22 protein-coding genes are annotated in these 24,405 nt (G+C 48.8%); 10 read left to right on the top strand and 12 right to left on the bottom strand.

The window, feature by feature from the left end:
• Positions 1 to 463: 463 nt before the first annotated feature.
• A complete protein-coding gene (locus tag HUN05_21045; GenBank protein ID WDP87300.1) occupies positions 464 to 2,320 on the top strand; it encodes a GNAT family N-acetyltransferase in 1,857 nt (618 codons plus the stop codon).
• Between the two features lie 183 nt (positions 2,321 to 2,503).
• On the opposite strand, the gene HUN05_21050 is transcribed toward HUN05_21045, so the two are convergent.
• The gene (locus tag HUN05_21050) at positions 2,504 to 4,264 is read right to left on the bottom strand and encodes an AMP-binding protein (GenBank protein ID WDP87301.1); all 1,761 of its coding nucleotides are present in this window, start codon (positions 4,262 to 4,264) and stop codon (positions 2,504 to 2,506) included.
• Positions 4,265 to 4,409: 145 nt separating this feature from the next.
• On the opposite strand from HUN05_21050, the gene HUN05_21055 reads away from it, so the two are divergent.
• Positions 4,410 to 5,408, top strand: a complete 999-nt coding sequence (locus HUN05_21055) for a tRNA-dihydrouridine synthase family protein (protein WDP87302.1) — start codon at positions 4,410 to 4,412, stop codon at positions 5,406 to 5,408.
• Positions 5,409 to 5,471: 63 nt separating this feature from the next.
• Here HUN05_21055 and HUN05_21060 read toward each other — a convergent pair whose 3' ends face one another.
• The gene (locus HUN05_21060) at positions 5,472 to 7,472 is read right to left on the bottom strand and encodes an FAD-dependent oxidoreductase (protein WDP87303.1); all 2,001 of its coding nucleotides are present in this window, start codon (positions 7,470 to 7,472) and stop codon (positions 5,472 to 5,474) included.
• A gap of 15 nt (positions 7,473 to 7,487) precedes the next feature.
• Positions 7,488 to 8,192: a MerR family transcriptional regulator gene (locus HUN05_21065; protein ID WDP87304.1), complete on the bottom strand. Its 705-nt coding sequence runs from the start codon at positions 8,190 to 8,192 to the stop codon at positions 7,488 to 7,490.
• A 565-nt stretch (positions 8,193 to 8,757) separates the two neighbouring features.
• On the opposite strand from HUN05_21065, the gene HUN05_21070 reads away from it, so the two are divergent.
• The 3 genes from HUN05_21070 (at position 8,758) to HUN05_21080 (ending at position 10,555) form a co-directional block, all read left to right on the top strand.
• Entirely contained in the window at positions 8,758 to 9,594 is an 837-nt protein-coding gene (locus tag HUN05_21070; protein ID WDP87305.1) for a DUF4405 domain-containing protein, read from the top strand.
• Positions 9,595 to 9,653: 59 nt separating this feature from the next.
• A complete protein-coding gene (locus HUN05_21075) occupies positions 9,654 to 9,749 on the top strand; it encodes a hypothetical protein (protein ID WDP88174.1) in 96 nt (31 codons plus the stop codon).
• 272 nt (positions 9,750 to 10,021) lie between these two features.
• On the top strand, positions 10,022 to 10,555 hold the full coding sequence (locus HUN05_21080; protein WDP87306.1) for a universal stress protein: 534 nt from the start codon (positions 10,022 to 10,024) through the stop codon (positions 10,553 to 10,555).
• 90 nt (positions 10,556 to 10,645) lie between these two features.
• Here HUN05_21080 and HUN05_21085 read toward each other — a convergent pair whose 3' ends face one another.
• On the bottom strand, positions 10,646 to 11,437 hold the full coding sequence (locus HUN05_21085; protein WDP87307.1) for an alpha/beta hydrolase: 792 nt from the start codon (positions 11,435 to 11,437) through the stop codon (positions 10,646 to 10,648).
• Between the two features lie 40 nt (positions 11,438 to 11,477).
• Positions 11,478 to 12,896: an MFS transporter gene (locus HUN05_21090; protein WDP88175.1), complete on the bottom strand. Its 1,419-nt coding sequence runs from the start codon at positions 12,894 to 12,896 to the stop codon at positions 11,478 to 11,480.
• A 103-nt stretch (positions 12,897 to 12,999) separates the two neighbouring features.
• Here HUN05_21090 and HUN05_21095 point away from each other — a divergent pair, with 103 nt between their 5' ends.
• From HUN05_21095 to HUN05_21110, 4 genes are all read left to right on the top strand, one after another.
• Entirely contained in the window at positions 13,000 to 13,380 is a 381-nt protein-coding gene (locus HUN05_21095; protein WDP87308.1) for a hypothetical protein, read from the top strand.
• Positions 13,292 to 14,272 (top strand): DUF1848 family protein, encoded by a 981-nt coding sequence (locus HUN05_21100; GenBank protein WDP87309.1) that lies wholly within the window; start codon positions 13,292 to 13,294, stop codon positions 14,270 to 14,272. The genes HUN05_21095 and HUN05_21100 overlap by 89 nt, the downstream gene beginning before the upstream one ends.
• Positions 14,269 to 15,243, top strand: a complete 975-nt coding sequence (gene dusB, locus HUN05_21105) for a tRNA dihydrouridine synthase DusB (protein WDP87310.1) — start codon at positions 14,269 to 14,271, stop codon at positions 15,241 to 15,243. The genes HUN05_21100 and dusB overlap by 4 nt, the downstream gene beginning before the upstream one ends.
• A gap of 345 nt (positions 15,244 to 15,588) precedes the next feature.
• Positions 15,589 to 16,341: a hypothetical protein gene (locus tag HUN05_21110; GenBank protein WDP87311.1), complete on the top strand. Its 753-nt coding sequence runs from the start codon at positions 15,589 to 15,591 to the stop codon at positions 16,339 to 16,341.
• A gap of 52 nt (positions 16,342 to 16,393) precedes the next feature.
• On the opposite strand, the gene HUN05_21115 is transcribed toward HUN05_21110, so the two are convergent.
• Genes HUN05_21115 through hisI form a run of 6 tightly spaced genes read right to left on the bottom strand, consistent with a single transcriptional unit; the run spans position 16,394 to position 20,599 of the window.
• The gene (locus tag HUN05_21115) at positions 16,394 to 16,693 is read right to left on the bottom strand and encodes an HNH endonuclease (protein WDP87312.1); all 300 of its coding nucleotides are present in this window, start codon (positions 16,691 to 16,693) and stop codon (positions 16,394 to 16,396) included.
• A gap of 14 nt (positions 16,694 to 16,707) precedes the next feature.
• The gene (era, locus tag HUN05_21120; GenBank protein WDP87313.1) at positions 16,708 to 17,592 is read right to left on the bottom strand and encodes a GTPase Era; all 885 of its coding nucleotides are present in this window, start codon (positions 17,590 to 17,592) and stop codon (positions 16,708 to 16,710) included.
• Positions 17,589 to 18,194, bottom strand: coding sequence for a YihA family ribosome biogenesis GTP-binding protein (locus HUN05_21125; protein WDP87314.1), 606 nt, complete (start codon positions 18,192 to 18,194; stop codon positions 17,589 to 17,591). Before HUN05_21125 ends, era begins: the two co-directional genes overlap by 4 nt.
• Complete coding sequence (locus tag HUN05_21130; GenBank protein WDP87315.1) at positions 18,191 to 19,348, bottom strand: pyridoxal phosphate-dependent aminotransferase; 1,158 nt, start codon at positions 19,346 to 19,348, stop codon at positions 18,191 to 18,193. The genes HUN05_21125 and HUN05_21130 overlap by 4 nt, the downstream gene beginning before the upstream one ends.
• Position 19,349: 1 nt before the next feature.
• Entirely contained in the window at positions 19,350 to 20,225 is an 876-nt protein-coding gene (locus tag HUN05_21135) for an ATP phosphoribosyltransferase (protein WDP87316.1), read from the bottom strand.
• On the bottom strand, positions 20,225 to 20,599 hold the full coding sequence (hisI, locus tag HUN05_21140) for a phosphoribosyl-AMP cyclohydrolase (GenBank protein ID WDP87317.1): 375 nt from the start codon (positions 20,597 to 20,599) through the stop codon (positions 20,225 to 20,227). Before hisI ends, HUN05_21135 begins: the two co-directional genes overlap by 1 nt.
• Before the next feature lie 200 nt (positions 20,600 to 20,799).
• Between hisI and HUN05_21145 the strand changes: the two genes are divergently transcribed.
• On the top strand, positions 20,800 to 23,205 hold the full coding sequence (locus HUN05_21145) for a PBP1A family penicillin-binding protein (protein ID WDP87318.1): 2,406 nt from the start codon (positions 20,800 to 20,802) through the stop codon (positions 23,203 to 23,205).
• A 149-nt stretch (positions 23,206 to 23,354) separates the two neighbouring features.
• On the opposite strand, the gene HUN05_21150 is transcribed toward HUN05_21145, so the two are convergent.
• A complete protein-coding gene (locus HUN05_21150; protein ID WDP87319.1) occupies positions 23,355 to 24,404 on the bottom strand; it encodes a radical SAM protein in 1,050 nt (349 codons plus the stop codon).
• Between the last annotated feature and the right edge of the window lies 1 nt (position 24,405).

Below are 24,405 nucleotides of genomic sequence, written 5' to 3' on the forward strand. Positions count from 1 at the left end.
ATGATCCCCCGGGTATGACACCAAGGGTATCAGCCAACGACCTGAGCCCAGAGCGGATCAGGATTCAAACACTAAAAAAAACTTCGACCCCGTCATGGGCCAAAGCCCGCATATTTCACAAAGCGTTTTTGCCTTAGCTGCAAGGCACAGACCGAGAAGCCGTAGTCCTTTACTGCGAGCGGACTGTAACGCAGCAGATGAGGTAAAACGCCTTGTCCGAAGGGTAATGTTTTGTATAATGGAAAACGACTTAAAAAACGACACAACCAATTATAATAATATAACTTTTTGGTAAAATACTTAAAATTTCATGAAATATTCGGGATAGCCCTGAACGTGATGGAAAAAAGCCTGGGATTTAGGTCCATGAATGGCAGCTTGGTTTCTGCTGTACTTTAAGATAAATATGGTTAATAATTAGAAATTTGCAGATCAATCCCATTGACCCGGCAGGAGATAAACTATGGATCTAAAACAGGCATGCCCGGAAAAACTGCTGACCCCGGAAGAGAGTGTCAAAAAAATTCAAAACGGTTCCAGGGTTTTTATCGGCACAGGATGCGGTGAGCCCCAGCGGTTGATCAGGGCAATGATTGAAAACCAGTCCATCCAAGATATTATCATTTACCAGATGATGTCCGCCACCCTCTCCGAATATGTCAATGATGAAAATTTTCTATCCCGGTTCTCCATTAAACTCTTTTTTATTTCCATGCTCATGCGGCAGTTTGCCTTTGAAGGAAAGATTGACTATATACCGGTATATCTTTCCCAGATTCCCAAAATTTTCAAAGACAATGAAATCGGCCTTGATATTGCCCTGATCCAGGTCTGCCCGCCGGACAAACACGGATTCTGTTCTCTGGGCATTTCAGTGGATATCACCCTGTCCGGGATGAAAAATGCCGACCTGGTCATTGGACAGATCAACCCCCAGATGCCAAGGACCTGGGGAGATTCTCTGGTCCATATTGATGAAATTGACTTTCTCGTGGAATATGAAGAGCCTTTGCTGGAATCCCTGCCCGAGACAAAAAATCAAAAGGTGATCGAACGTATCGGGCACTACGTGAATCAGCTGGTGGATGACGGGGCCACACTCCAGATCGGATTCGGCCATCTGCCCGACGCAGTCATGCCCTATCTGGCCAATAAAAAAGATTTGGGCATTCACACCCAGGTCATCACGGACGGTCTTCTGCCTTTGTTCCGGCAAAAGGCCATTACCAACCGCCAGAAAAACTACCTTGAAGACCGGGCCGTCACCTCCCTGTGTATGGGATCAAAAGAACTGTATGAATTTGTCAACGACAACCCCATGTTCTATTTTCGCTCCTCGGAATTTGTCAACGACCCCAATGTGATTGCAAAAAATGATCATTTCATCTCCATCAGTTCTGCCTTAGAAGTGGATCTTACCGGACAGATCTGCACCGACTCCAAAGGCTATCTCTTCTACTCGGGCATTGGGGATCAGGTGGATTTTATACGGGGATCTTCCATGTCAAAGGGAGGATTTTCCATTGTGATCATCCCCTCCACAGCACAGAACGGGGAGGTCTCCCGTATTGTTCCCCACTTGAGTGAAGGGGCGGGGGTGGCCACCACAAGGGGGGATATTGATATTATTGTCACAGAATACGGGATTGCCGAAATAAGACGTAAAAGCATTTCACAACGGGTCATGGAACTGGCACAGATCGCCCATCCCAAATTCAGGAGCGAGCTGATCGCCCAGGCCAAACAGCGGCATTATATCTTTCCCGACCAATTGCCGCCCACCAGCCAGGACCTTCTTTTTTTGGACTCCTACAAAAACACCATGACCCTGCCCGGGGGAAAAAGCCTTGAGGTAAGACCTTTGCTCCCGTCGGACGAATTTGAATCCAGACACTTTTTTTATTCCCTTCAGGAAGATTCCATCTATTACCGGTTCTTTAATAAAAGAAAGGTCTTTTCCAGAAAAATGCTCCAGCAGCAATGGGCTGAAGTGGATTATCGGCGGAACATGAGCCTCATTGCCCTGGTGCAAAAAGGCCGGCGCAAACAGATTGTGGCCATTGGCTCCTATGCTGAAGTTGGAGAGGATGTGGCTGAGGTTGCCTTCCTGGTCAAAGAAGAGCTTCACGGCAAAGGCATTGGCTCCTTTTTACTCGATGACCTGGAAAAAATCGCCAAGAAAAATAACTATACCCAGTTTATTGCAACGGTATTGGCGGAAAATCAAAAAATGCTCTACGTGTTTGGGAAAAAATACCCCGATGCAAAATTCATCCGTTCCGGCACAGGAGAGGTGGAAGTGGAAATGCCATTTTCCTGAGGCCAGACGCCTTGCAGCCAAAGCAAAGTCGATTCGTGAAATATGCGGGCCAAACACCAGTGTCAGAATCAGGCGCGGGCGTGGCCTTTTTAGGGTCTCTGGACAGAATCACGGTCCGGGTGCCGTGATCAATCGTACAAAAAATGCCCCTGATCACCCAAGGGCATTGAATGGGGTAACCCCCTATTTATTTTTTGAGCTCAGCTCTGGGAAATCCCAGTAAAAATACTCTTTTATTTCATCTTCCCCGTCCGTATCCATACGGCTGACTTCATTTTCTCTGAGTTCAATACGACGGATCTTGCCTGAAATGGTCTTGGGTACCTCCTGAACAAATTCTATAATCCTGGGAATCTTGAACTTGGCCAGAATATTCATGGTATGTTTGAACAGATCCAGGGCAAGCGCCCTGTTGCCGATGCATCCGGGATTGAGGATGACATAGGCCTTGACCAGCTGGTAGCGATTTGGATCCGGAGCCCCCACCACAGCAGCCTCGGCCACGCCCGGATGCTCCAGCAGGGCGCTTTCCACCTCAAAGGGACCGATCCTGTAATCACTGGATTTGATCACATCATCGGCCCGGCCCACAAACCACCAATACCCGTCCTCATCAAAGGAGGCCCGGTCACCGGTGTAGTAGAAGTTATCCACAAAAACCGAACTCATTTTTTCAGGATTTCCAATATACTCGGAAAAAAGGCCGATGGCCTGCCAATTATCCATCTTGACCACGATATGGCCGACCTGATCGGGCCGGGTAATCTCATTTCCCTCATCGTCGGCCAAGGCCACGTCATACATGAACGAAGGCCTTCCAAAAGATCCTGACCGCATCTTGCCCGCCATCCAGGGGTAATTGCCGATCATGGCTGTGGACTCGGTCTGGCCGTAAAAATCCCTGATTTCCGTACCCGTATGGTTTTTCCACTGGGTAATCACTTCAGGATTCAAAGGTTCCCCCGCAGATATGGACTGGCGAAGGCAGGAAAGGTCAAACGTGTCAAGATCCATGTTCACAAACATGCGCCAAGCCGTGGGCGGCCCGCAAAAAGTGGTGACCTTATTTCTGGCCAGGGCATTGAGATAGGCCTGTCCGTCCATGGTGTCAAATCTAAAGCCGGCAACCGTGGCCCCCACGTTAAAGGGAACAAAAAACGAAGACCAGGCCCATTTGGCCCATCCCGGAGCGCTCAGATTATGGTGAATATCATCGGATCTTACCCCGATCATGACGCTGGTTGATAAATGGCCCACAGGATAAGAAACAGCTGTATGGCCCACCCGCTTGGGAAGCCCTGTGGTGCCCGAGGTAAAAAAGCAGAAGAGAATCTCATCGGATGCGGTCTGAGCAGCCGTTGCCTGGTCAGATTCATTTTCGATTTCATCAAAGGAAATCCACCCCTCTTTTTTTCCAAACACCAGTTTAACCTTTGGATAGATTCCGGTCTCTTCCATGGCTTTTTCAAGAATATCCACAGAGGTCTCATCGGCCATAATAACATCGGGCTTATAGGTTTCGAACCTGAACTCAAGCTCTCTTGGGGTCATGGTGGTGGCGGTGGGCACGGACACGATACCCGCCTTGATACAGGCCAGGCTTGCAAACCAGATTTCAGGGCAAAGGGGCGTCATCATGTACATATTGGACTTTTGCGCCACGCCTTTGGCCCTTAAAAAATTAATCAGTTGATTGGACTTTTGACAAAGCGCCTGATAGGAAAAAGAACTGGTTTCCAAGGTATGGATATTATGATAAATCAGGGCAAGTTTGTCCGGGTTCTGGGCCACATGGATGTCTTCAAAAACCTCTTGGGCCCAGTTAAAATGCGCGGGAAGAGTCATGGCATTCAGATTTTCAAAGAATGATTCGGCTTTGACCTGTTTTTCCCCATTGTCTGGCATCTGGTTGATACGGATGACCTCTTTAAAAAGCGCTTTCATACCGTTAAAACTCTCCTTGCAATCCGGATTAATGTTATGTATAGGTGATGCAAAAATATAGATTTTTATAATGGATCACCCATAGCTTGTCAAAATTTTTTTTACCCCGGAACTTGCGGGGCACCCCCAAAACCCAGGCCAACCCATGACAAAAGATACCATTACCCTTATTCTGGCGCCCCTGCAAGGGTTCACTGATCTAACCTTCAGAACCGTGTATGCAGATCATTTTTCAGGCATTGATCTTGCCGTGGCCCCCTTTATTTCCACCATGGGCGAACAACGGCTGAAACCCTCAAGAATCAAAGATGTGGACCCTGAAAAGAATAAAAACCTGTTTGTTATTCCCCAGATCCTGAGCAATGTGGCCAAGGATTTTATCTTTCTGGCCGACCATCTAAATGCCATGGGCCATAACCAGGTAAACTGGAACCTTGGCTGTCCCCACTCAAAAATAGCCAAGAAACAGCGGGGATCCGGCCTGCTTCTCTATCCTGAAAAAATAGACGCCCTCCTGTCCGAAATCATTCCTGAAATGGCCCCCTCGTTGAGCGTCAAAATTCGTCTTGGCCGACGAAACAAAGATGAAATCCATGAACTTTTAGCGGTGTTCAACCGGCATTCCATTGACGAAATCATCCTCCACCCCCGGACCGGGGAGCAGATGTATACCGGCAGATCCGATCTGGACGCCTTTGAAAGGGCAAGCCAGAGCACACAACATCCACTCACCTATAACGGGGATATTGTGGATCTTGCATCCTACACCCATGTTCAAAAAAAATTCCCAAATATCAACCGGATCATGATCGGCCGGGGCATTCTGTCCAACCCCTTTCTTGGGGAAGAGATCAAAAACATTCACCCCACCCCCCAAGATCCGTCACAGCGGCTGGCAAGACTCAGGGCGTTTCATGACGATCTTTTTGCCGCCTACGGCAAAATTTTTTCAGGGCCCGCCCACCTGACCGGACGGATGAAAGGGGTCTGGAGTTATCTTGGCCCTTCCTTTGAAAACAGCAAAAAACCGTTGAAAAAAATTGTCAAAGCAAGATCTGTCCCGGCGTACGAGGAGCGGGTAAATGCTTTTTTCGATCTAAACCTTAGGTTTAATCCAGGCCGGCACAAGGCCGGCACAAATTAAAGCCCAACTCTGCTGCCTTGAAGCTACACCTTCATAAATTTTGCAGCCTTGGAAAAAATACGGTTAAAGGTCCATGGCGGCAGCATATCCTGCATGGACGGCATCAAAGGCCATGCCCACAGCCAGGGCATCCCCAATGACCCGATAATCAAGGCCCATCTCTTTGACCATAGATTCAAGGGGATTGTAGGAGGCGGATCCTGCCGCCACCACCACGGTGTCCGCCGTCATCTCGACAACCTTGCCGTCCTGCTCCACCTCAAGACCCTGGGGGGTAATTTTCACCACCTTTGATGCGGTCATGGTTTCAACGTTCAGCCGGCCCATATCCTGGAGCATCCCCCATTTGGTGGATTTACCGATATCCTTGCCAATACGGTCGGTCATCTCAACAAGACAGATTTTTTTGCTGCCATGGGTGGCCATTTTAAAAAGGGCGTCAGGAGACTCTGCCTTGTTTACAAAGAGAAATTTCAAGGTATGGGCATCCATGGTCCCTTTTTCAGCCAGAAAAAGTGCGGTTTCAACCCCCACGGCCCCGCCGCCCACAATGACCACTTGATCACCTGTGCTCACCTTGTCTTCCAACACCTCCCAGGCACCTGCCACATGGGGCAGATCCATTCCGGGAATGGGGGGAACAAGGGGGCCGGCCCCGGTTGCCAGGATCACAGCATCAGGGTTCAAAGCGTTTAGGATATCTTCATCCACTTCCTGATTCATGACCACAGAAATTTTTTCAGCCGTAAGCTGGTTTTCAAGGTCAAGGGCAAGCTGGGCAAATTCCTCTCTTCCGGGAGGGGCGGCAGCCAGGTGAAGCTGTCCTCCCAAACGGCCGGACCGCTCGTACAAGGTAACCTCATGCCCCCTTCGCTTGGCAGTCAGGGCACAGGTCATGCCGGCGGCACCGCCTCCCACCACAACCACCTTCCTGGATTTTGCAGCCGTCTTCTCCTGGACCTCATGCTCATGGCCGGCCAGGGGATTGCACAGGCATTCCACATGTTTGAGTTTAAAAAGATGATCAAAACATCCCTGGGCACAGGCAATGCAGTGGACAATCTCATTTTCCCGGCCGGTTTTGGCCTTGTTGGGCAAATCAGGGTCTGCAATCAGACTGCGGCCCATGGCCACCATATCGCAATACCCCTGTTTGAGCATGGTTCTTGCGGTTTCAGGGTCATTGATCCTGTGGCTGGCAATCACCGGCACATCCACGGCCAGGCGAATATCCCGTGCCAAATACCCGAATGCCCCCCTGGGAACCTGGGCCACGATCTGGGGCACCCTTGCCTCATGCCAGCCCACATTGATGCACAGTGCATCCACAGGGCCCTGGGACAGGGCACGGGCATATTCAAGCAAATCGGCCCGGTCATTGCCGCCGGGCATGAAATCATTGCCGTTCATTCTTACGATCAAGGGGAAGTCAGGCCCCACAGCCTGCCTGACCGCATCGACCACCTCAAGGCCGAACCGCATCCTGTTTTCCAAAGATCCCCCGTATTCATCTGTTCTCTGGTTGGTCAAGGGGGATAAAAACTCAGAGATGAGATAGCCTGTGCCGCTTAAAATTTCAACCGCATCAAATCCGGCCTGTTTTACCCGGGCGGCTGCGGCCCCAAACGCGGCAATGGTTGTTTTGATCTCTTGGGAATCAAGGGCCTTGGGGGTCTCTTTGGTCATTCTGGAGGCAACGGCAGAGGGGGCCACCGGCTGTTTTCCATCAAGAAAAAATGAGAAATTATAACGTCCTGCATGGTTGAGCTGAACCGCGGCCAATGAGCCGTTTTCCTGAATGGCCGTTGCCAGCCGGGCAAGTCCGGGGATAAATCGATCATCATGGGCACCGATATTCTGGGTATTGCCCGACAATTCATCCACTGTGGCATACCCCACACAGATCAAGCCAGGACCTCCTTTGGCCCTTCGGGCATAAAAGGACACAATCTGGTCCGTGACTTCAAACTCCTGGGCCATGCCCAGATGCATGGCCGGCAGATAAATCCGGTTTTCAATTTCCAAGCCATTAATATGAATGGGGTCAAACAGGGGATCTCTCATTCTGCCTCCTAAATATTATTCTTTTTTAAGTCCTTTGAATCCAATCAATTTTTTTTGCAGGGTCCGGTCAATCACATAGGCCCTTAAGCCCCTGGCCATCCGGGTCAGTTCCAGGGTGAGCAGGGCATTTTCTTTATACCCCAACCCCTGGGTATACGACTCTCTTAAACCAATCTCAGCGGCCACGATCTGTTTTGCAAATTTGGGATAAAAGGCCAGGTCATCCGGATCCAGGCCCCTTTCCATGCAGGATTTCAGCTGCAGTGCCAGTTCAAGGTCATGTTCATCAAACAGGGCGGGTTCCAGGGGAATGATCAACCCAAGCCGGCAGAGCCTGTCCAATTGCTCAGGCCCAAGCCCGGATGCCTTTGCAAAATCCGCCGCATCCATTTTTTGGGCAGCCCCTCCAAATACAGTGGACTGAAGTTCGAGCAGAGGGGTAATATCGCGGCCCTTGTCCATTTCTCGAAAAAGCCCTTTGATGGCAGCCAGGGGCAGGCGGTGGCTGGCTTGAATTTTTTTGATAAACCCGATCCGATCAACACAGGCCGGATCATAATAGGCCATGTTGGGACTTGTCTTAACAGGCCGGGGCAGCAGCCCCTTTTTCACATAAAGCAAAATAGTGGACTTGGCCACTCCGGCAGCATCAGCCAACTCCTTCATCTTGAGCATGGGCTCGTCCGTACTATTTCTCGGTCGTCCCCCTGTTATGGCCATATCCAATCTCCTCTGTCTCGCCTGCAAAGCAGAAAGTAAAAACTACCACTTTGCACTTTTAGGTCGAACTATAGCCAAAGAGAATCTTAGAGTCAAGCCTGCCTTTTAAAATTCAGCACACCCTCAACGCCGGGGCCGGATGATGCTGTCAGCTTTTTACTGCCAAACCCTGATACGTGGAGATCTTCTGATCATTTTTCAGGACAACACTTGAAGAAGAAAATCAATCTTTTTTTTCAAATCTATCTTTCTTGGTCTTGCCTGTCCCCTGACAGGCCTCTTTCATTCATGTGGAAATCCCCATTTTAGGAAGGATATAAATCTGGAGAAGAAAATACACAAGGATGACGCCGCCTGCCAATAATAATGTTTCCATTTGAAATCCCCTTGATATAATATTAAAAAAAATAACAACGTTGCATATAAACCTTAAATATAACAATCCTTATGCATTTTCCAGTAAAGACAAAATTTTCCAGGCAGGCTTGACCCTAAAAGAGAAAAAAACATCACCGGACAAGACCCTGTGTAACTATTTAAAAATATCCTGCAAAAGGAACTCCCTATGAGATTGCGCAAAATTGTCTCTTTGACCGCTTTGATCTCTTTTGTTCTGATTCTGATCACCAGTATCATCCTCTATATTGTTCCCCATGGCAGGATCGCCTATTGGGCTGACTGGCATCTTTTCGGACTTAGCAAATCCCAATGGGGTGAACTTCACGTGAATCTGGGCATTTTGTTTATCATCACCCTGGGCCTGCACCTCTATTACAATTGGCAGGCTGTCATGGCCTATTTAAAAAACAAAAAAACAAAACTCATTTTTTTTACAGCCAATTTTAATGCGGCCCTGGCAATCACCCTGGTGGTGGTCACAGGGACCTATTTCATGGTTCCGCCGTTTTCTTCAATTATCGGTTTTAGCCAATCCATTAAAGACAATGCCGCGATTGAGTATGGCCAGCCTCCCTTTGGCCATGCGGAACAATCTTCTTTAAAGGCCCTGACCCAAAAGAGTCAAATTCTGTTAAAGGATGCAAAACAACGGCTGGATCGGGCAGGGATCAAAGTCACCAGCCCGGACCAGATTTTCCTGGACATTGCCCGGAAAAACAACCGCTCACCCCGGCAACTATTTGAAATCATCAGCCCGGACCAGGGCAGATACCTTAAAAAAAAGATGCCCCCAACCGCCCCGCCTGGCGCGGGAAACAAAACCCTGAATGCCTTTTGCCTGGAATACGAAATTGATCCTGAACTGGTGATCAAAATCATGGCGTTTAAAGGGCTTTTTCTATCACCTGAACAAACCTTGAAACAAGGGGCCGAACATAATCATATCCCCCCGCAAAAACTTTACAAAATGATCAGAAAAGCAGCCTTAAGTCAGAAACTATGATTAAAAAAATTCAAACAGGGCAGGTTCTGACCCTGAGAAAAGAAAAAAAGGAAACCCCCATGCCTATTTTTGAATACCAATGTGACGCCTGTAAAAATGAATTTGAACGCCTGGTGTTCGCAAACGACAAATCAAAAATCAAATGCCCCAAATGATCAAGTGTAAAGGTGACCAAAAAAATGAGTCTACCAAGCCTTAAGGCAGGTGCAAACTGCGCCCCCACAGCGGGTAAACCCTTTTCATGAGCAAGCTGATATCCTGCGCCGGTCGGCGCAGACCTGAGCTGCCATGGGATAAAAAATCATCCCCTTTTTGTCAATTTTCAATGGTCTGTCCTGTAAAAAAAATGAAATAGGCTTGCATATCAATGGGGTTTATTTATTATATGAAGCATATTTATGAAAATCTAAAACCAAATTGGAGACCCATGATGATACAAAAAATCAAACGGATTCTATTTGCCTCAGACCTATCCTATGACATGAAAGAAGTGTTTGAACACGCGGTGTCATATGCCACCTATTCAGGCGCGGAGATTATTGTCCTTCACGTGATGGAAGAGGCCAGCAAGAATTCAAAAAAACGGGTGAGAATGGCATTTGGGGAGACCTTGTACCAAAACATTAAAAATGAACACAAAAGCGGGGCCCATGATCTTCTTACCGGAAAAAATGTAGACGCCCTGCGCATCCGCCAGGCCATTATGGGGTTTTTCTCCAATGGGGAGCCCGATAAAATGCCAGAGCAGGAAGCCTCTCCCATTGAAAAAATCCTGGTCACCGAGAGCCTTTCCGTTGCCGGAGAGATCTCCAGGACGGCTGTGGAGGAAAAATGCGACGCAATTGTCATTGGCTGCAAACAGCAGGGACTTTTGGCAAAAGCCATGGGCGACCATGTGCTCAGAAAAGTCTTGAAGCAGACCTCGGTCCCGGTCCTCATTGTTCCTTTGGCCAAAAAATAGCCCTGACCGAAACAAGAGAAAGGCTCGAATAATTTTAAATTTGCCCCCAACCAAGGAATCGAGCCAAAAGACAATTATTGAAAAAGGCCTTTAAAAATTGCCTGAACTAAACTGCCTGACCTGATCCAGGTAGGGAATCATGCCCCAAGCAAAGATATTGTTATGGTCGGCTCCCTTGATTTCAAGCAGGTGCTTTTTAATTGCCGGGCAGGCATCATGCAGGGCCTTGCCGTCTGAAAAAGGGATTAAACGGTCAAACTGGGCATGAATAATCAGACAGGGGCTTTTGACCTTTTTGATCTTGTCAAGATTTCCCATGGACTGGCCTTCTTTAAAGCCAATGGCCTCGGGATCCAGGCCCAGAACCCTTAACAAGGGCTCGGTAAATGCAAACCCGCTTTCCACAATCAAGGCGTGGAAAAAAAAGTCGGCCGCCAGACAAATGGCAGGAGCGCTGCCCAGAGAGCGGCCCATCACGGATATGGGGCCGCTCATCTTTTTTTGCTTCATCATGGTTTTCAAAAAATTTAAAACCTTAGGCCCGTCTTCCATCATGGCAGACACCGACGGACGGCCTGTGGACTCACCATACCCCCTGTAATCCACCACAAAAAGATTCACCCCTCCGGCCTGGAAAAAGGCGTTCCCAATATCGTCATAATCTGAAACAATCTCTCCGTTTCCATGGAAAAACAGCAACACCGGCTTGTCAGGATCTCCAAGATGCAAAGAGGCACCCAAAGCCACATCCTTTTCCACCGGGATCATCATGTCTTGGCGGTTCTGATCTGCTCGCCTTTTTCCGTCCTGACGTCTGGGATGAAACAAATAGGCTGTCACCCCTGGCAGGTCAAGGGATTCATACCCCTCAAATTTGCTCATAGCCCCTCCCCCTTTTATCCATCAGTTTGGTTTAAAAACCTTAAGGTTTTTTCCAGGATCTCAAATCATTGCCATAGGCCAGGGTCAACCCAAACCCGAGAAGGGCAAGGCTGACACCCGCGGCCATGGCATACCTGAACCCTGTCATAAAAAAAGGGGCCATGCCCGGGGTATAATGGTCCAGGCCCACCCCCTGGGTCAGGCCGGTAAATGTTCGGGTAAAGATGCTCGAGGCCAAGGCCACCCCCACCACCATGCCAAGATTCCTGGCCGTGGCCATGGTGCCTGCAGCAATCCCCCTGTGTTCAGCCGGCACAGCCCCCATGATGGCCGCACTGTTCGGAGAGACAAACAATGCCGTTCCCATACCGGCCAGGGAAAGACGCCAAAAGAGTCCAAATTCCCCGGTTGAGGGAGACAAGGTTGCCATAAAGGCCAGAGAAATGGCCAGGCATCCCATGCCTGCAGAACAGAGCAGCATGGACCCCAGTCTGTCGGCCAGCCCCCCGGAAACCGGGGAGATCACCAGGAGAAATATAAAAGGAACAATCATAATCAACCCTGTTTTAGCCGGTGAAAACCCGCAGATCAGGCTCAGATAAAAGGGCATCATAAAAACCAGGGAAAACAAGGCTGCAAATAAAAACAGGGCTGCGCCCAGGGGCAGTGAAAACCGCCTCACCCTCAACAATCCAAGGTCAAGAAGCGGATGGACAGCCCTTTGTGCATGCACGACAAATCCAATAAAGGCCATGATTCCAATGGCCCAGCAGCCCCCCCCTTTAAAGGAGAAAAACCCCCAGTCCGGAGACCGGATCAGACCGATGATAAAACTTGCGACCCAAATTGCCATAAACAGACTGCCGTAAATGTCCATGGATTCATGGCTGGAATGTCCCCTTTTGGGTTTCAGGGCCCAGCGGCTCCAGACCAGGGCGACCAGGCCCACGGGGATATTAATATAAAAAATAGTTGGCCAGGCAAAATATTCCAGAATAAAGCCCCCGGCAACCGGCCCCAGGGTAAGGCCTGCGGCCACACAGGTTCCCATCAGCCCCAAGGCCCGTCCCCTGTTCGCAGGCTCAAAGGCGTCAACGATCAGGGCAGGTGAACAGGCCATGAGCATGGAAGCTCCCATGCCCTGAACAGCCCGGGATAAAATCAGCCCGGCTGCGGTCCCGGAAATGGCGCATAAAAACGATCCCAGGGTAAAAACGGCAAATCCAAGCCTGTAGACCCGGGGCCGGCCGATAATATCAGAGAGCCTGCCAAAGGTAAGCAAAAAAGAGGAAACAAATAAAAGATAGACGGTCACCACCCATTGGATGGTCCCCATGGTCTGGGAGAGATCTGTCATGATAAAGGGAAGCGCAACATTCACAATACTGGAATCCAGTGTGGACATAAAAAGCGAAAACGCCACCAGAAAAAACACCTGCCATTTTTTATCCAAACATATCCTCCATGGCCTTGATACTCAAGGCGCTCAATTCACATCTTTTGATATTTTACAGATTATGGTATATCTGGCCCGTTGACAAGAAAAATTACCCGGGGGAGTCATGACCACGATTAACGATATTGTATTGATCCATTTGGAAGATTCACCGGTCTCTTTTGCCCGGGTTGAAAGCATTTTGCCCGACCATAAAAAAGACTGGTACCAGATCAAGCTGCTTATGCTTCAAATCCCTCTCCAAGTCGTGACCTGGATATTAAAGGACGAATATATTAGCGGGGATGATTTTTTCATGAACGGGAAAAAAATGCGGCTGGAACGTGTTAAATGCCCAGACACCCCCCTTGAAACGGACCCGAGTGTCCCCCGCCCCAAGACCACCGGGCCGGACCCGGATGCCTCTTCCAAACAATCCCAAGGGAAAATCATCTCCTTTGCCGACCTTAAAAACAATAAAAACAACCCGGAACCGGATATTGGCTAAACCCAAAATCATTTTATCGGCATCCAGACGGACCGATATCCCCGGATGGTATACCCCCTGGTTCCTTGACTGCATAGACCAGGGATATTTTACGGTCACCAACCCCTTTAACCAAAAATCACGAAAGGTGGATGCCACACAGGACAAGGTTCACACCATTGTGTTCTGGTCAAAGAACTTTAAGCCCTTTCTCGGGCTCAACGCCCATAAAATCCTGGCAGACAAGGGGTATAACCTTTTTTTTAATTTCACCATCACCCCCCCTGATCCCTTGCTTGAGCCGGGGATCCCGGACCTGGACTCAAGGCTTGCCCAGGCAGAGCAACTCTGTTCAGCCTTTGATCCTTCCCAGATCACCTGGCGGTTTGACCCCATTTGCGCCTATCAATACCAGGGTGAATCCAAGACCAATTTGGACGGGTTTGAATATATATTAAAAGCCCTTTCTGCCATGGGCATTTCCCGGTGCGTCACCAGTTTTTACGATCCGTATAAAAAAGTGAACTTGCGAATTCGCAAAATGAAAAACTCAGGCCCTTTTGACCTTGAATTTCTCCCCTTGGATTCCCAGACCCAAACCCAGGTGATTCAAAAAATGGGCAAACAGGCAGAATCAAACCAAATGGAGCTCTTTCTCTGCTGCCAGGGCGACCTGGCCCGAAAATTAACGTCAGAAACAAATGTCATGGAAAATGCCTGCATCAACGGCAGGCTTTACAAAAAATTATTCGGGGGCAACCCTGAAACCGCAGGGGATTACGGACAACGGCGGCAACAGGGGTGCAAATGCACCCGATCCGTTGATGTCGGGTCATATGATCTTCACCCCTGTTTTCATAATTGCCTGTTTTGTTATGCCAGGACAGGCCAGGATTTAAAACCGGACAAATGAAAATAAAAAACCTGAATATAAACGGTACCACCTTTCTGGCTCCCTTGGCCGGCATCACCAACCTGCCGTTCAGGCAGCTGGTCAAAGAGTGCGGCGCGGCAGTGGTCTGCTCTGAGATGATCAGTGCCAAAGGCATATTTTACAACTCTGAAAAAACCCTGGTTCTTCTGGAATCAACGGCGGAAGAAAAGCCATTATCAGTCCAGATATTTGGTTCAGACCCGGAGTCCATGGGAAAAGCAGCCGCTTTTATTGACCAAAAAACAAGTGCGGATATCATTGATATCAACTTTGGGTGCAGTGTTAAAAAAGTGATCAAACAAGGGGCGGGGGTTGCTCTGATGAAAGAACCGGGCCTTGCCTGCGATATTTTGCAGGCCGTGCGCCAGGCCACCACCTTGCCCTTTACCATTAAAATCCGGTCAGGATGGGATAATTCCGGGAACCAGGCCCTGGCCCTGGCAAAAATAGCCCAAAACCAGGGTGTGGATGCGATTGCTATTCACCCTAGGACGGCTGCCCAGGGATTTAAAGGCAAGGCAGACTGGACCCATATTAAACGGCTCAAACAGGAAATTGATTTACCCGTGATTGGAAACGGGGATATAAATTCCCCTGAAGATGCCGCCAAGATGATGGCACTCACCCAATGCGACGGGGTGATGGTGGGCCGGGCAGCCATGGCCAATCCTTTTATCCTATCCCAGATTGAAGCATTCCTGGATACGGGCAGATATGACCTTCCTTTGCCCGGCCAGGTGTTCAGAAAAATGGAACGGCTGATCCGGCTTTATGTGGACTATTTCGGCGAATCTGCCGGCTGCAAAATGCTTCGGGGCAGACTGGCCTGGTTTGTCAAAGGACTGCCGGGCGCTACGGCGTTTCGCAGGGCTTTATCCGGTCTTGAAAACCAACACCAGGCCCTTGAGCTGATTCAATCCTATGAAAGAACCCTGGAACAAAGGCAATAAACATGATTGTGCATTCCTTTGGCGAAATCGGCTGCAGCCTTTAACCTACCTTGATCAAAGAGTATAGGTTAAAAACAAGGGCCCTGTCTTTTACGCATCTTTGGGCTGACCCCGTGAATTTGGATTAAAAATTTTAAGTGTATCCCAAGTCCTGGAAATCGTAAAAAATACTTGACAACCCAAATAAAACAATAGATAAATACCCTGCATTCTATTATAGAATGTATTTAAAATATATCATATAATGTTCGCATTTGATCAAGACCGATTAATACTTGAAGTCATAATTCTTCAAAAATAAATTGTGCGACATGGGTTTATATTCCTAAGGAGGAAGCAAATTAGATGAACGATTTTTTACAAAGCCTTCGTAATGGTCAGGCTGAGAAACAGCGCACCCCCAAAACGCGCAAAAACTGCGACAATTCATACCAGTATTCAAGCGGTTCCAGATTCCATTCCTATGGCGGCGGATATTCCAAAACCAGAAATCCCCAGATGAAAAGGCAACAGCCCCAGGCCGGAAATCAGATGCCGGTTGAAAACACCAATATGGACATGATGATAGAGGCCATGGACACCCTGGCCACCCAGGTAGAAACCCTGGTCAAAAACCAGGAGTATATGATCGTTGTTCAGGAAAGAACAGCAGACCTGCTTCAACGCCAGGCAGATGCCATTGAAATGGTCATGACCCATCTCAATATTGCACCGGATATGTCCATCCAAACGCCCCCGGCCTTTGAAAACCATTATGTTTCCTCCCAGGAAGAAACAGAAGACGAGCTTGACGGCACCGTAGAAGAGCTGCTCAAGGCAGAACTTGCCCAGGAAAAAGAAAAAACCAAAAAACCGGCCAAGCCTGTATTAAGGAAACGCAGAAAAGTGGTGACCAAGCCCCCTGCCGTACAACCGACCCCAGGGGATGCCAAGCTCTTACCCAGAGAAGAGGTCATGGGCATTATCGATTCCATGAGAAAAGAGGGCGCCACCTATGATCAGGTTGCAAAACGTCTTATTGATCTTGGACAGCCGACCTTTTCAGGCCGGGGCGAATGGCACGCCCAGACCATTCACAGACTCTGCAGTAAAAAATAAAAAAAAGTAATACCCAATACTGGCAGAATGGGGACACACCCTATTCTGCCGGTTATTTACCGGTTTTAAGACCTTCCATATACTCCCCCCACTCTGCAGGCAGCATCTGTTTTTTCCGGGTATTGCACTCTTTGCAGCAGGGCACCAGATTAAATTTTTCAGACCGTCCGCCCCGTGCAATGGGGATCACATGATCCATGGTCAACTCTTTGGGTAAAAACCTGCCCTGGCAATAATGGCAGATCCCGATAGATCTCTTTCGTTTCCACCACTGGCTTGCCCGAAGCGTTCTGGCCTTTGCCCGTTCCTTTTTCAGAACAGATTCGTCGCCAAAGGAAAAATAAGGGTCCATATCCAGCCTATGAATTAATATCCGAACTCACTGAGGCGACGTTCATTTGATACCCAGTCTTTGGTGACCTTAACAAAAAGCTTGAGCAGGACCTTGGATCCGAGCATCTCTTCAATATCTTTACGGGCACTTGTGCCGATACGCTGGAGCATGGATCCTTTTTTACCAATGATGATGCCTTTCTGGGAATTGCGGACCAGATGGATACTGGCATGGATGACAATCAGTTTTTTCTCCACCTCAAATGAATCCACGGTCACGGCACTGGAATAGGGAATCTCCATTCCCGTAAGCCTGAACACCTTTTCCCTGACGATTTCACTGACCATAAATTTTTCAGAAACATCGGTAAAGGTCTCTTCAGGGTAGAGCATAGGACCTTCGGGCAGGCGGGATTCCACCTCTTCAAGCAGGGTCTCCACCTGGATATTTTTCTTGGCAGAAACCGGAACAATGGATTCAAAGGCATACAAGGCATTAAATTCATCCACCAATCTGTACACCTCTGATTTTTGGGACAAATCAATCTTGTTCAGCCCGAGCACCACAGGTTTTCCGGTTTTTTCCAGACGCTGGACAATCAATTTTTCAGCGGAATAATTTCTTGCGGCCGTATCCACCATAAACAAAATGAGATCCACATCCTCAAGAGCCTGGAGGGCCTGGTCCACAATCCGCTGATTCAGCAGGGTACTGCTCTTGTGTATGCCCGGCGTGTCCACAAACACAATCTGGGTGCAAGGTCGGTTGACAATCCCCAATATCCTGTCCCGGGTGGTCTGGGGTTTTTTAGAGGTAATGGATATCTTCTGGCCCAACACCTGGTTGAGCAGGGTGGATTTACCCGCATTGGGTGCACCGATAATACCCACAAATCCGGACCGGTTTGGTTTTGTCATATCTCATCTCCCTGGGTATACCAGTCAATCAGGTTATCAATTTCATCCATAATGGTCTCCCGGCCTTTCCGGGTTTTGGCGGAAAACAGGATCACCCCGTTTTTCTCCCGGTTCAGCTGGGAACAGATGGCCTCAAGCTGTTTGGCCTGTTTTGTCTTGGATAATTTATCTGCCTTGGTCAAGACCACCAAATACGGCATTTCGTGGGATTCAAGCCATTTGGCCAGTTCAAACTCTTCTGCTCTCACATCCCTGCGGATATCAATGAGCAGCACCAGGCCCATAAGATTATTCCGCGCGGAAAGATATCGTTCTATCATGGGCTGCCACTGGGCCCGAACTTTTTTGGAGACCTTGGCATACCCGTAACCGGGCAGGTCCACCATGGACAGGGCCTCGTTGACCAGAAAAAAATTGATCAGCTGGGTACATCCCGGCCTGGAACTTGTCTTGACCATATTCTTTCTTTGGATCAAGGTGTTGATCAGCGAAGATTTCCCCACGTTGGAACGGCCGGCAAAGGCGATTTCCGGGAAATCATACTCTGGATAATGGGCGGGTTTTACAGCGCTTTTGACAAATTCGACCTGGCAGATTTTCATAGGTATTTTTTTAAATATCCTTCCATTCGGTCCATGCCGATCTTAAGGTTTTCCATTGAGTTGGCATAGGAAAACCTTAGAAACCCTTCCCCGTTGGCCCCAAAATCTATCCCCGGGGTCACCCCGATATGGGCCTTGTCCAGGATATCAAAGGCAAGTTTATAGGAATCCATGGAGATATGCTTGACATTCACAAAGACGTAAAATGCCCCTGTGGGCTCTACCATGATCTTAAATCCCATTTCCTTGAGCCTTTGTATCATGAATTTACGCCGCTCATCATAGGTCTTGCGCATGAGATCTGTTTCTTTTTGGGCTTGGGTCAGGGCCGCGGCCCCGGCCAGCTGGACCACGGAATTGGCACAGATGAAAAAATTTTGCTGCAAGACCTGGAGAGTCCGGACAAAAGATTTCGGGGCGATCAAATACCCGAGACGCAGCCCGGTCATGGCAAACAACTTTGAAAATCCATTGAGCACAAATGCCTGGTCTGTGAATTCCAATATACTATGGTCTCTTCCCTCATAGGTCAGGCCGTGGTAAATTTCATCTGAAATAATATAAAGCCCGTGTTCCTTGGCCACGCTGACAATCTCTTTCATCCGTTGGCAGGGAATGACGTTGCCTGTGGGGTTGGAAGGTGAATTGATGAAAATCGCCCGGGTTTTGGGGGTGATCTTCTCCCTGATGGCGTCAGGCGTGTACACAAACCCTTCTTCCTCTGAGACCGTCACGGTCACTGGCACACCCTGAACATAGTGAATAAAATTGGCGTAACAGGCATAGTGAGGATCAGAGATGATGACCTCATCCCCGGGATTCACCAGGGCTGAAAAAAGCAGAAGCATAGCAGGGGATGTGCCCGAGGTCACCAGGATATGACCCGGATCGACATCGGTCCCATAGGTGCGCTTATGATAGGCAGAGATGGCCTCCCTCAGCCTCAGATCCCCCAAGCTGTGGGTATAGGAGGTCTCATTTTGGGACAGGGCCTCAACACTGACATCATTCACACATTGGGGAACGTTGAAATCCGGCTCCCCGATCTCCATATGAATCACATCGATCCCCTGGGCCTCCATCTTATGAATCTTTTCCAGTACATCCATGACGATAAAGGGGGTAATTTTTTCACATCTTGACGCCGGTTTCATCTTAAAGCACCTTGTTCAACGAGTACTCAATAATGCCTTCAGCACCCTCTTTGAGCAGTTTGGGGATAAGATCCCGAACCAGGCTGTTTTCAATGATGGCTTCAACCGCAAACCAGTCGGACTGGTAAATGGAAGCCACGGTGGGGCCTTTTAAGCTGGGTAAAAGTTCAACAATGGCCGGCAGCTTGGACGCTTCAACGTTCATCTTAATGCCCACAAGCTTTTCCGCCACAAGGGCGGCCTTGAGCAGCATGGCAATCTGTTCGATTTTTTCCCTTTTTTTGGGATTTTCCCAGGCGGTTTTATTGGCTATCAGCTGGGTATTGGTCTGCATGACCTCGTGGATGACTTTCAGGTTATGGGCCCGGATGGTGGATTCGGTTTCCGTGATCTCAACAATGGCGTCGGCAAGCCCTGAAACAATTTTGGCTTCGGTGGCCCCCCAGGAAAATTTAACATTGACATTAATGCCCCGCTCTTTGAAAAACCGCCGGGTATACTGAACCAATTCCGTTGAAATGGTCTTGCCTTCAAGGTCTTCAAGGGTTTGAATGGGGGAGTCGCTGGCCACGGCAATGATCCAGCGGCAGGGTCTTGCAGAGACCTTGGAGTAAACAAGATCACAGACCACATGGACATCTGACTCGTGTTCAGCCACCCAGTCCAACCCTGTGAGGCCGGCATCAATAACCCCGCTCTCCACATTGATGGACATTTCCTGGGCCCGGCACAGGGCACACTCAATGGTATTGTCGTCAATATCAGGAAAATAGCTTCTTCCCTCTACATTAATTTTCCATCCAGACCGTTTAAACAGGTTGATCGTTGCGTTCTGAAGGCTCCCTTTGGGGATACCCAGCTTTAATATCTTTTCCATTATTTGTATACCTTTTCCGGGTCAAACACCCTCTGTTCAACAATGTTAAATTCGTTATCTTCGACTGTCTTAAAAAAACAAGTTTTATAGCCAAGGTGACAGGCTGCCCCGCCCACCTGTTCTACCTTTAAAAGCACAGTGTCATTGTCGCAATCCACCCGTATCTCTTTGACATGCTGAACATGACCCGAGGTCTCCCCTTTTTTCCACAGCTTGTTTCTGGACCGGCTAAAATAAACCGCCCGCCCCGAAGCCAGGGTTTCATTAAATGCATCCGGGTTCATATATGCCAGCATCAACACCTCACCGGTCTTAGCATCCTGGGCAATGGCAGGAATCAACCCGCCTGTTTTTTCAAAATCAAGTTCTAGCATGATGTAAATCGTCCTTTAATCTGATGCATTCTTTTATGAATGCTAGTATTAAAACCTTTATATTTAATGGTTTGGCCCTGAAAAGTCAATTTATATATTCAGGATACCGGTTTTCATTCCCTTTCATAGGTATTGCCATCTTACCACGAATCTGATAAAACCAGGTATTTTTATCAAAATAGACAAATTTTCAGGACTTTATGACAACAAAAAAGAGCCGCTCCCAGATCCTTAAAAAAAGAGGCAGAAAAAAAGAAAAAAGCCTGTTTTTTTCCATTTTCAAATGGTCATTCATCTTTTTTATCCTGGTCACGGCCGTGGGGTGTGCTGGCCTTGCCGGCCTGTTTTTCTATCTGAGTCAGGACCTGCCCAAAATCAATACCCTAAAGGATTACCGGCCTGCCACAGTCACCAATGTCTTTTCTGATGACGGCAGAAAAATCGGTGAATTTTATAAGGAACGCAGGATTGTCATCCCATTGTCAGACATGCCGTCCAACCTGCTCAATGCATTTGTTGCGGCCGAAGATTCCCGGTTCAGGGAACACCCGGGCATTGATATTCAGTCCATTGCCCGGGCCTTTATTAAAAATTTTAAGGCCGGCACCATTGTCCAGGGCGGGTCCACCATCACCCAGCAGGTCACCAAATCATTTTTGCTCACCCCGGAAAGAACCTACAAGCGCAAACTCAAAGAAGCCATACTGGCCTATAAAATTGAAAAAAAATTTTCCAAGGATGAAATTTTATTTCTCTATCTGAACCAGATTTATTTAGGTCATGGCGCCTACGGAGTGGAAGCGGCGGCTGAAAACTATTTTGGCAAACATGCAAAGGATCTGAGTTTGGCCGAGGCCGCCATGATGGCGGGCCTGCCCCAGGCCCCCAGCCGATACAGCCCCTTCAGATTTCCCAACCGTGCCAAACAGCGCCAGATTTACACCCTCAACCGGATGAAAGAAGAGGGCATGATCTCCAACCTTGATGTGACAGAGGCAATCAACACCAAACTGGATATCAAACCCAGGAAAAACTGGTTCATTGAACGGGTGCCCTACTATACCGAACATGTCAGACGGTATGTTGAAAAAAAATACGGGCCGGACATGCTCTACAACCAGGGGCTGAATATCCATACCGCCGTGAACATTGACCTTCAAAAAATCGCCCGGGCCGCTGTAAAAAAAGGGCTGACAGACCTGGACAAACGAACCGGATACCGGGGACCAATCAAAAACATCACCGCGCTTCAGGTGGAAGGATTTTGTCGCGAAACCGCCCGGGAACTCAACGGAACCCTGCCCCAGAAAAACGGAATTTACAAGGGTGTGGTCCTAAAGGTGGACGATGAAAACAAAGTAACCCAGGTCCGGGTGGGAGACGTATACGGATTCATCCGCCTGGCCACAATGACCTGGGCCCGCAAACCCAACCCCAACCGCGCCTATTATGAAACCAAGGTCAAAACCCCTTCCCAGGTGCTGAAAACCGGTGATGTGATTTTTGTAAAAGTGATCAACGAAATCATGGAAGACCGAGAATATGAATTTTCCCTGTACCAGGAACCCGTTGCCCAGGCCGCCCTTTTGAGCATTGAGGCTGAAACAGGACATGTGAAAACCATGATCGGCGGCCGGGATTATCGAAATTCCCAGTTTAACCGCGCTTACCAGTCCCGCCGTCAGCCCGGCAGCGCGTTTAAGCCCATCCTCTATGCTGCGGCCCTGGACAAGGGATATACGGCAGCCAGCGTTATCATTGATTCCCCCGTGGTCTTTGAGGATACGGAACGCGACTTTATCTGGAAACCCCGCAATTACAAGGAAAAATTTTACGGCCCGATCCTGTTCAGGGAGGCATTGGCCAAATCCCGAAACATCGTCACCATCAAGATACTCCAGGATATCGGGGTTGACTATGTGATTGATTATGCCCGAAAACTTGGAATCACCTCACAGATAAACAAGGACCTTTCCATTGCTTTAGGGTCTTCGGGTCTGTCCCTTCTTGAGATCATCAATGCCTATTCCGTGTTTTCCAACCTGGGATATTTTATTGAACCTGTGTTTATCACCAAAATCTACGACAGGGACAACACCCTTTTGGAATCTTCCAAACTGGTCAGAAAAAAAGTCATTGATATGAGTACAGCCTATATCATGACCAGCATCTTAGAAAGTGTGGTCAAATCAGGAACCGGCCGCCGGGTCAAGGCATTGAAACGGCCCGTCGCCGGAAAAACCGGCACCACAAATAATTTATACGATGCCTGGTTTCTGGGCTACACCCCCAGGTACACCACAGCTGTCTGGGTGGGCCTTGACCAGGAAGCGCCTCTGGGCAAAGGAGAGACCGGCTCCAGAGCCGCAAGCCCCATTTGGCTGGATTATATGAAAAACACCCTGGAAGGAAAACCGGTGCGCACCTTTAACGTCCCCGAAGGCATTGTCTTTGCTAAAATTGATGCCGAAACCGGGCTTTTGCCCATTGAAGAGAGCAAAAAAACCCTGTTTGAATGTTTTAAGGAAGGCACCATCCCCACAGAACAGTCACCCAAGCCCAATGCGGTATCAGGCTCAGAAGACCTTTTCAAGCAAGGGATTTAATCCCTGACCCACCATCAAAATACCATCTTCTTCGTTGCCTGCGTTTGCTCCTCCCTGCGGAGTATGACTTATACACCTCACTCGTCGCTCGCTTGGCGCCGCAATATGGTACCGCCTGGTGGCCAGGAAAGCACAGAACATCCCAATATTTAAACAAATATGAAATTAAGCGGTGGATTTGGGTTAATCCCGACCTGATCCAAATCCATCCCTTTGTCACAGAGAATTGAAAATTCAATTCCAGGATATCGGCGGCGCAACTTTTCAAGGTTTGTTTTCCTGTCTCCCTGGAGCCTGGAAAGGGATCTTGGGTGCACCTTCAAACTCAGCTGTTTCGGCCTAAGTTCTTCCCCGATCCCCTCGATGAGTTCACAGGCGCGGTCAAACATAAGGGCCGAATAGACCAGATGCCCGAAAGCCGGGTGCCAGGGGCCTGCAATCATCTGATCCGGATCATCCATCATCTCACCGGCCTGAAGCCCCATGCGAGCCACAAAAACCCCTGCGTTTTTAAAAATTTCCAGCATCTGCTTGACCTGTTCAACCGCCTGGTTAAGGTCCAAAGGCGTATATTCACCCGATGCATACCATTGGGCCAGCCGGGACCCTGCCAGCACCAGCACCGGATAGATCCGGGCCATATCAGGAGAAAGTTCTGACAATGCCCTGACAGTGGCCAGGGCCCTGGACAAAGAGTCTCCGGGTAGGCCGGCCATGACCTGGACCCCGACTTTAATCCCCGCTGCCTTAAGGGTCTGGATTGCCCTGAGGGTATCTTTTCTTGTATGCCCCCGCTCCGAAATTTCAAGTACAGCATCATCCATGGACTGAACCCCGAGTTCCACCAGATCAAGACCATGGCCGCGGACCAGGTCCAAAACCTCTTCACTAATGGTATCCGGCCTTGTGGAACAGCGAATGCGCTGAATCAGCCCCCTGTCCTGATAGGGCTTGACCTTTAGGAGCAGAGCCCGAATTTTAGCCTTGGAAAGCCCCAGAAAATTGCCTCCGAAAAATGCCAATTCCACCTGGGTGCGATTTCCTTTGAACGATAGATATTCCCGGATCACATCATCGATATTGGAAAACTTGGGATTGGATTGTTTTTTTCCCGTGATAATGGACTGGTTGCAAAAAACGCATTGATGGGGACATCCCTGATGGGGGATAAAATAAGGAATCACCAGAGGGGCAGTCATT

This window comes from Desulfobacter sp., assembly GCA_028768545.1.
Taxonomy (GTDB): domain Bacteria; phylum Desulfobacterota; class Desulfobacteria; order Desulfobacterales; family Desulfobacteraceae; genus Desulfobacter.

Bases quoted from the DNA above. Each gene is read 5' to 3' on its own strand.
- HUN05_21045 (WDP87300.1), top strand. From the start codon at position 464: ATGGATCTAAAACAGGCATGCCCGGAAAAACTGCTGACCCCGGAAGAG.
- HUN05_21050 (WDP87301.1), bottom strand. From the start codon at position 4,264: ATGAAAGCGCTTTTTAAAGAGGTCATCCGTATCAACCAGATGCCAGAC.
- HUN05_21055 (WDP87302.1), top strand. From the start codon at position 4,410: ATGACAAAAGATACCATTACCCTTATTCTGGCGCCCCTGCAAGGGTTC.
- HUN05_21060 (WDP87303.1), bottom strand. From the start codon at position 7,472: ATGAGAGATCCCCTGTTTGACCCCATTCATATTAATGGCTTGGAAATT.
- HUN05_21065 (WDP87304.1), bottom strand. From the start codon at position 8,192: ATGGCCATAACAGGGGGACGACCGAGAAATAGTACGGACGAGCCCATG.
- HUN05_21070 (WDP87305.1), top strand. From the start codon at position 8,758: ATGAGATTGCGCAAAATTGTCTCTTTGACCGCTTTGATCTCTTTTGTT.
- HUN05_21075 (WDP88174.1), top strand. From the start codon at position 9,654: ATGCCTATTTTTGAATACCAATGTGACGCCTGTAAAAATGAATTTGAA.
- HUN05_21080 (WDP87306.1), top strand. From the start codon at position 10,022: ATGATGATACAAAAAATCAAACGGATTCTATTTGCCTCAGACCTATCC.
- HUN05_21085 (WDP87307.1), bottom strand. From the start codon at position 11,437: ATGAGCAAATTTGAGGGGTATGAATCCCTTGACCTGCCAGGGGTGACA.
- HUN05_21095 (WDP87308.1), top strand. From the start codon at position 13,000: ATGACCACGATTAACGATATTGTATTGATCCATTTGGAAGATTCACCG.
- HUN05_21100 (WDP87309.1), top strand. From the start codon at position 13,292: ATGCCTCTTCCAAACAATCCCAAGGGAAAATCATCTCCTTTGCCGACC.
- dusB (WDP87310.1), top strand. From the start codon at position 14,269: ATGAAAATAAAAAACCTGAATATAAACGGTACCACCTTTCTGGCTCCC.
- HUN05_21110 (WDP87311.1), top strand. From the start codon at position 15,589: ATGAACGATTTTTTACAAAGCCTTCGTAATGGTCAGGCTGAGAAACAG.
- HUN05_21115 (WDP87312.1), bottom strand. From the start codon at position 16,693: ATGGACCCTTATTTTTCCTTTGGCGACGAATCTGTTCTGAAAAAGGAA.
- era (WDP87313.1), bottom strand. From the start codon at position 17,592: ATGACAAAACCAAACCGGTCCGGATTTGTGGGTATTATCGGTGCACCC.
- HUN05_21125 (WDP87314.1), bottom strand. From the start codon at position 18,194: ATGAAAATCTGCCAGGTCGAATTTGTCAAAAGCGCTGTAAAACCCGCC.
- HUN05_21130 (WDP87315.1), bottom strand. From the start codon at position 19,348: ATGAAACCGGCGTCAAGATGTGAAAAAATTACCCCCTTTATCGTCATG.
- HUN05_21135 (WDP87316.1), bottom strand. From the start codon at position 20,225: ATGGAAAAGATATTAAAGCTGGGTATCCCCAAAGGGAGCCTTCAGAAC.
- hisI (WDP87317.1), bottom strand. From the start codon at position 20,599: ATGCTAGAACTTGATTTTGAAAAAACAGGCGGGTTGATTCCTGCCATT.
- HUN05_21145 (WDP87318.1), top strand. From the start codon at position 20,800: ATGACAACAAAAAAGAGCCGCTCCCAGATCCTTAAAAAAAGAGGCAGA.
- HUN05_21150 (WDP87319.1), bottom strand. From the start codon at position 24,404: ATGACTGCCCCTCTGGTGATTCCTTATTTTATCCCCCATCAGGGATGT.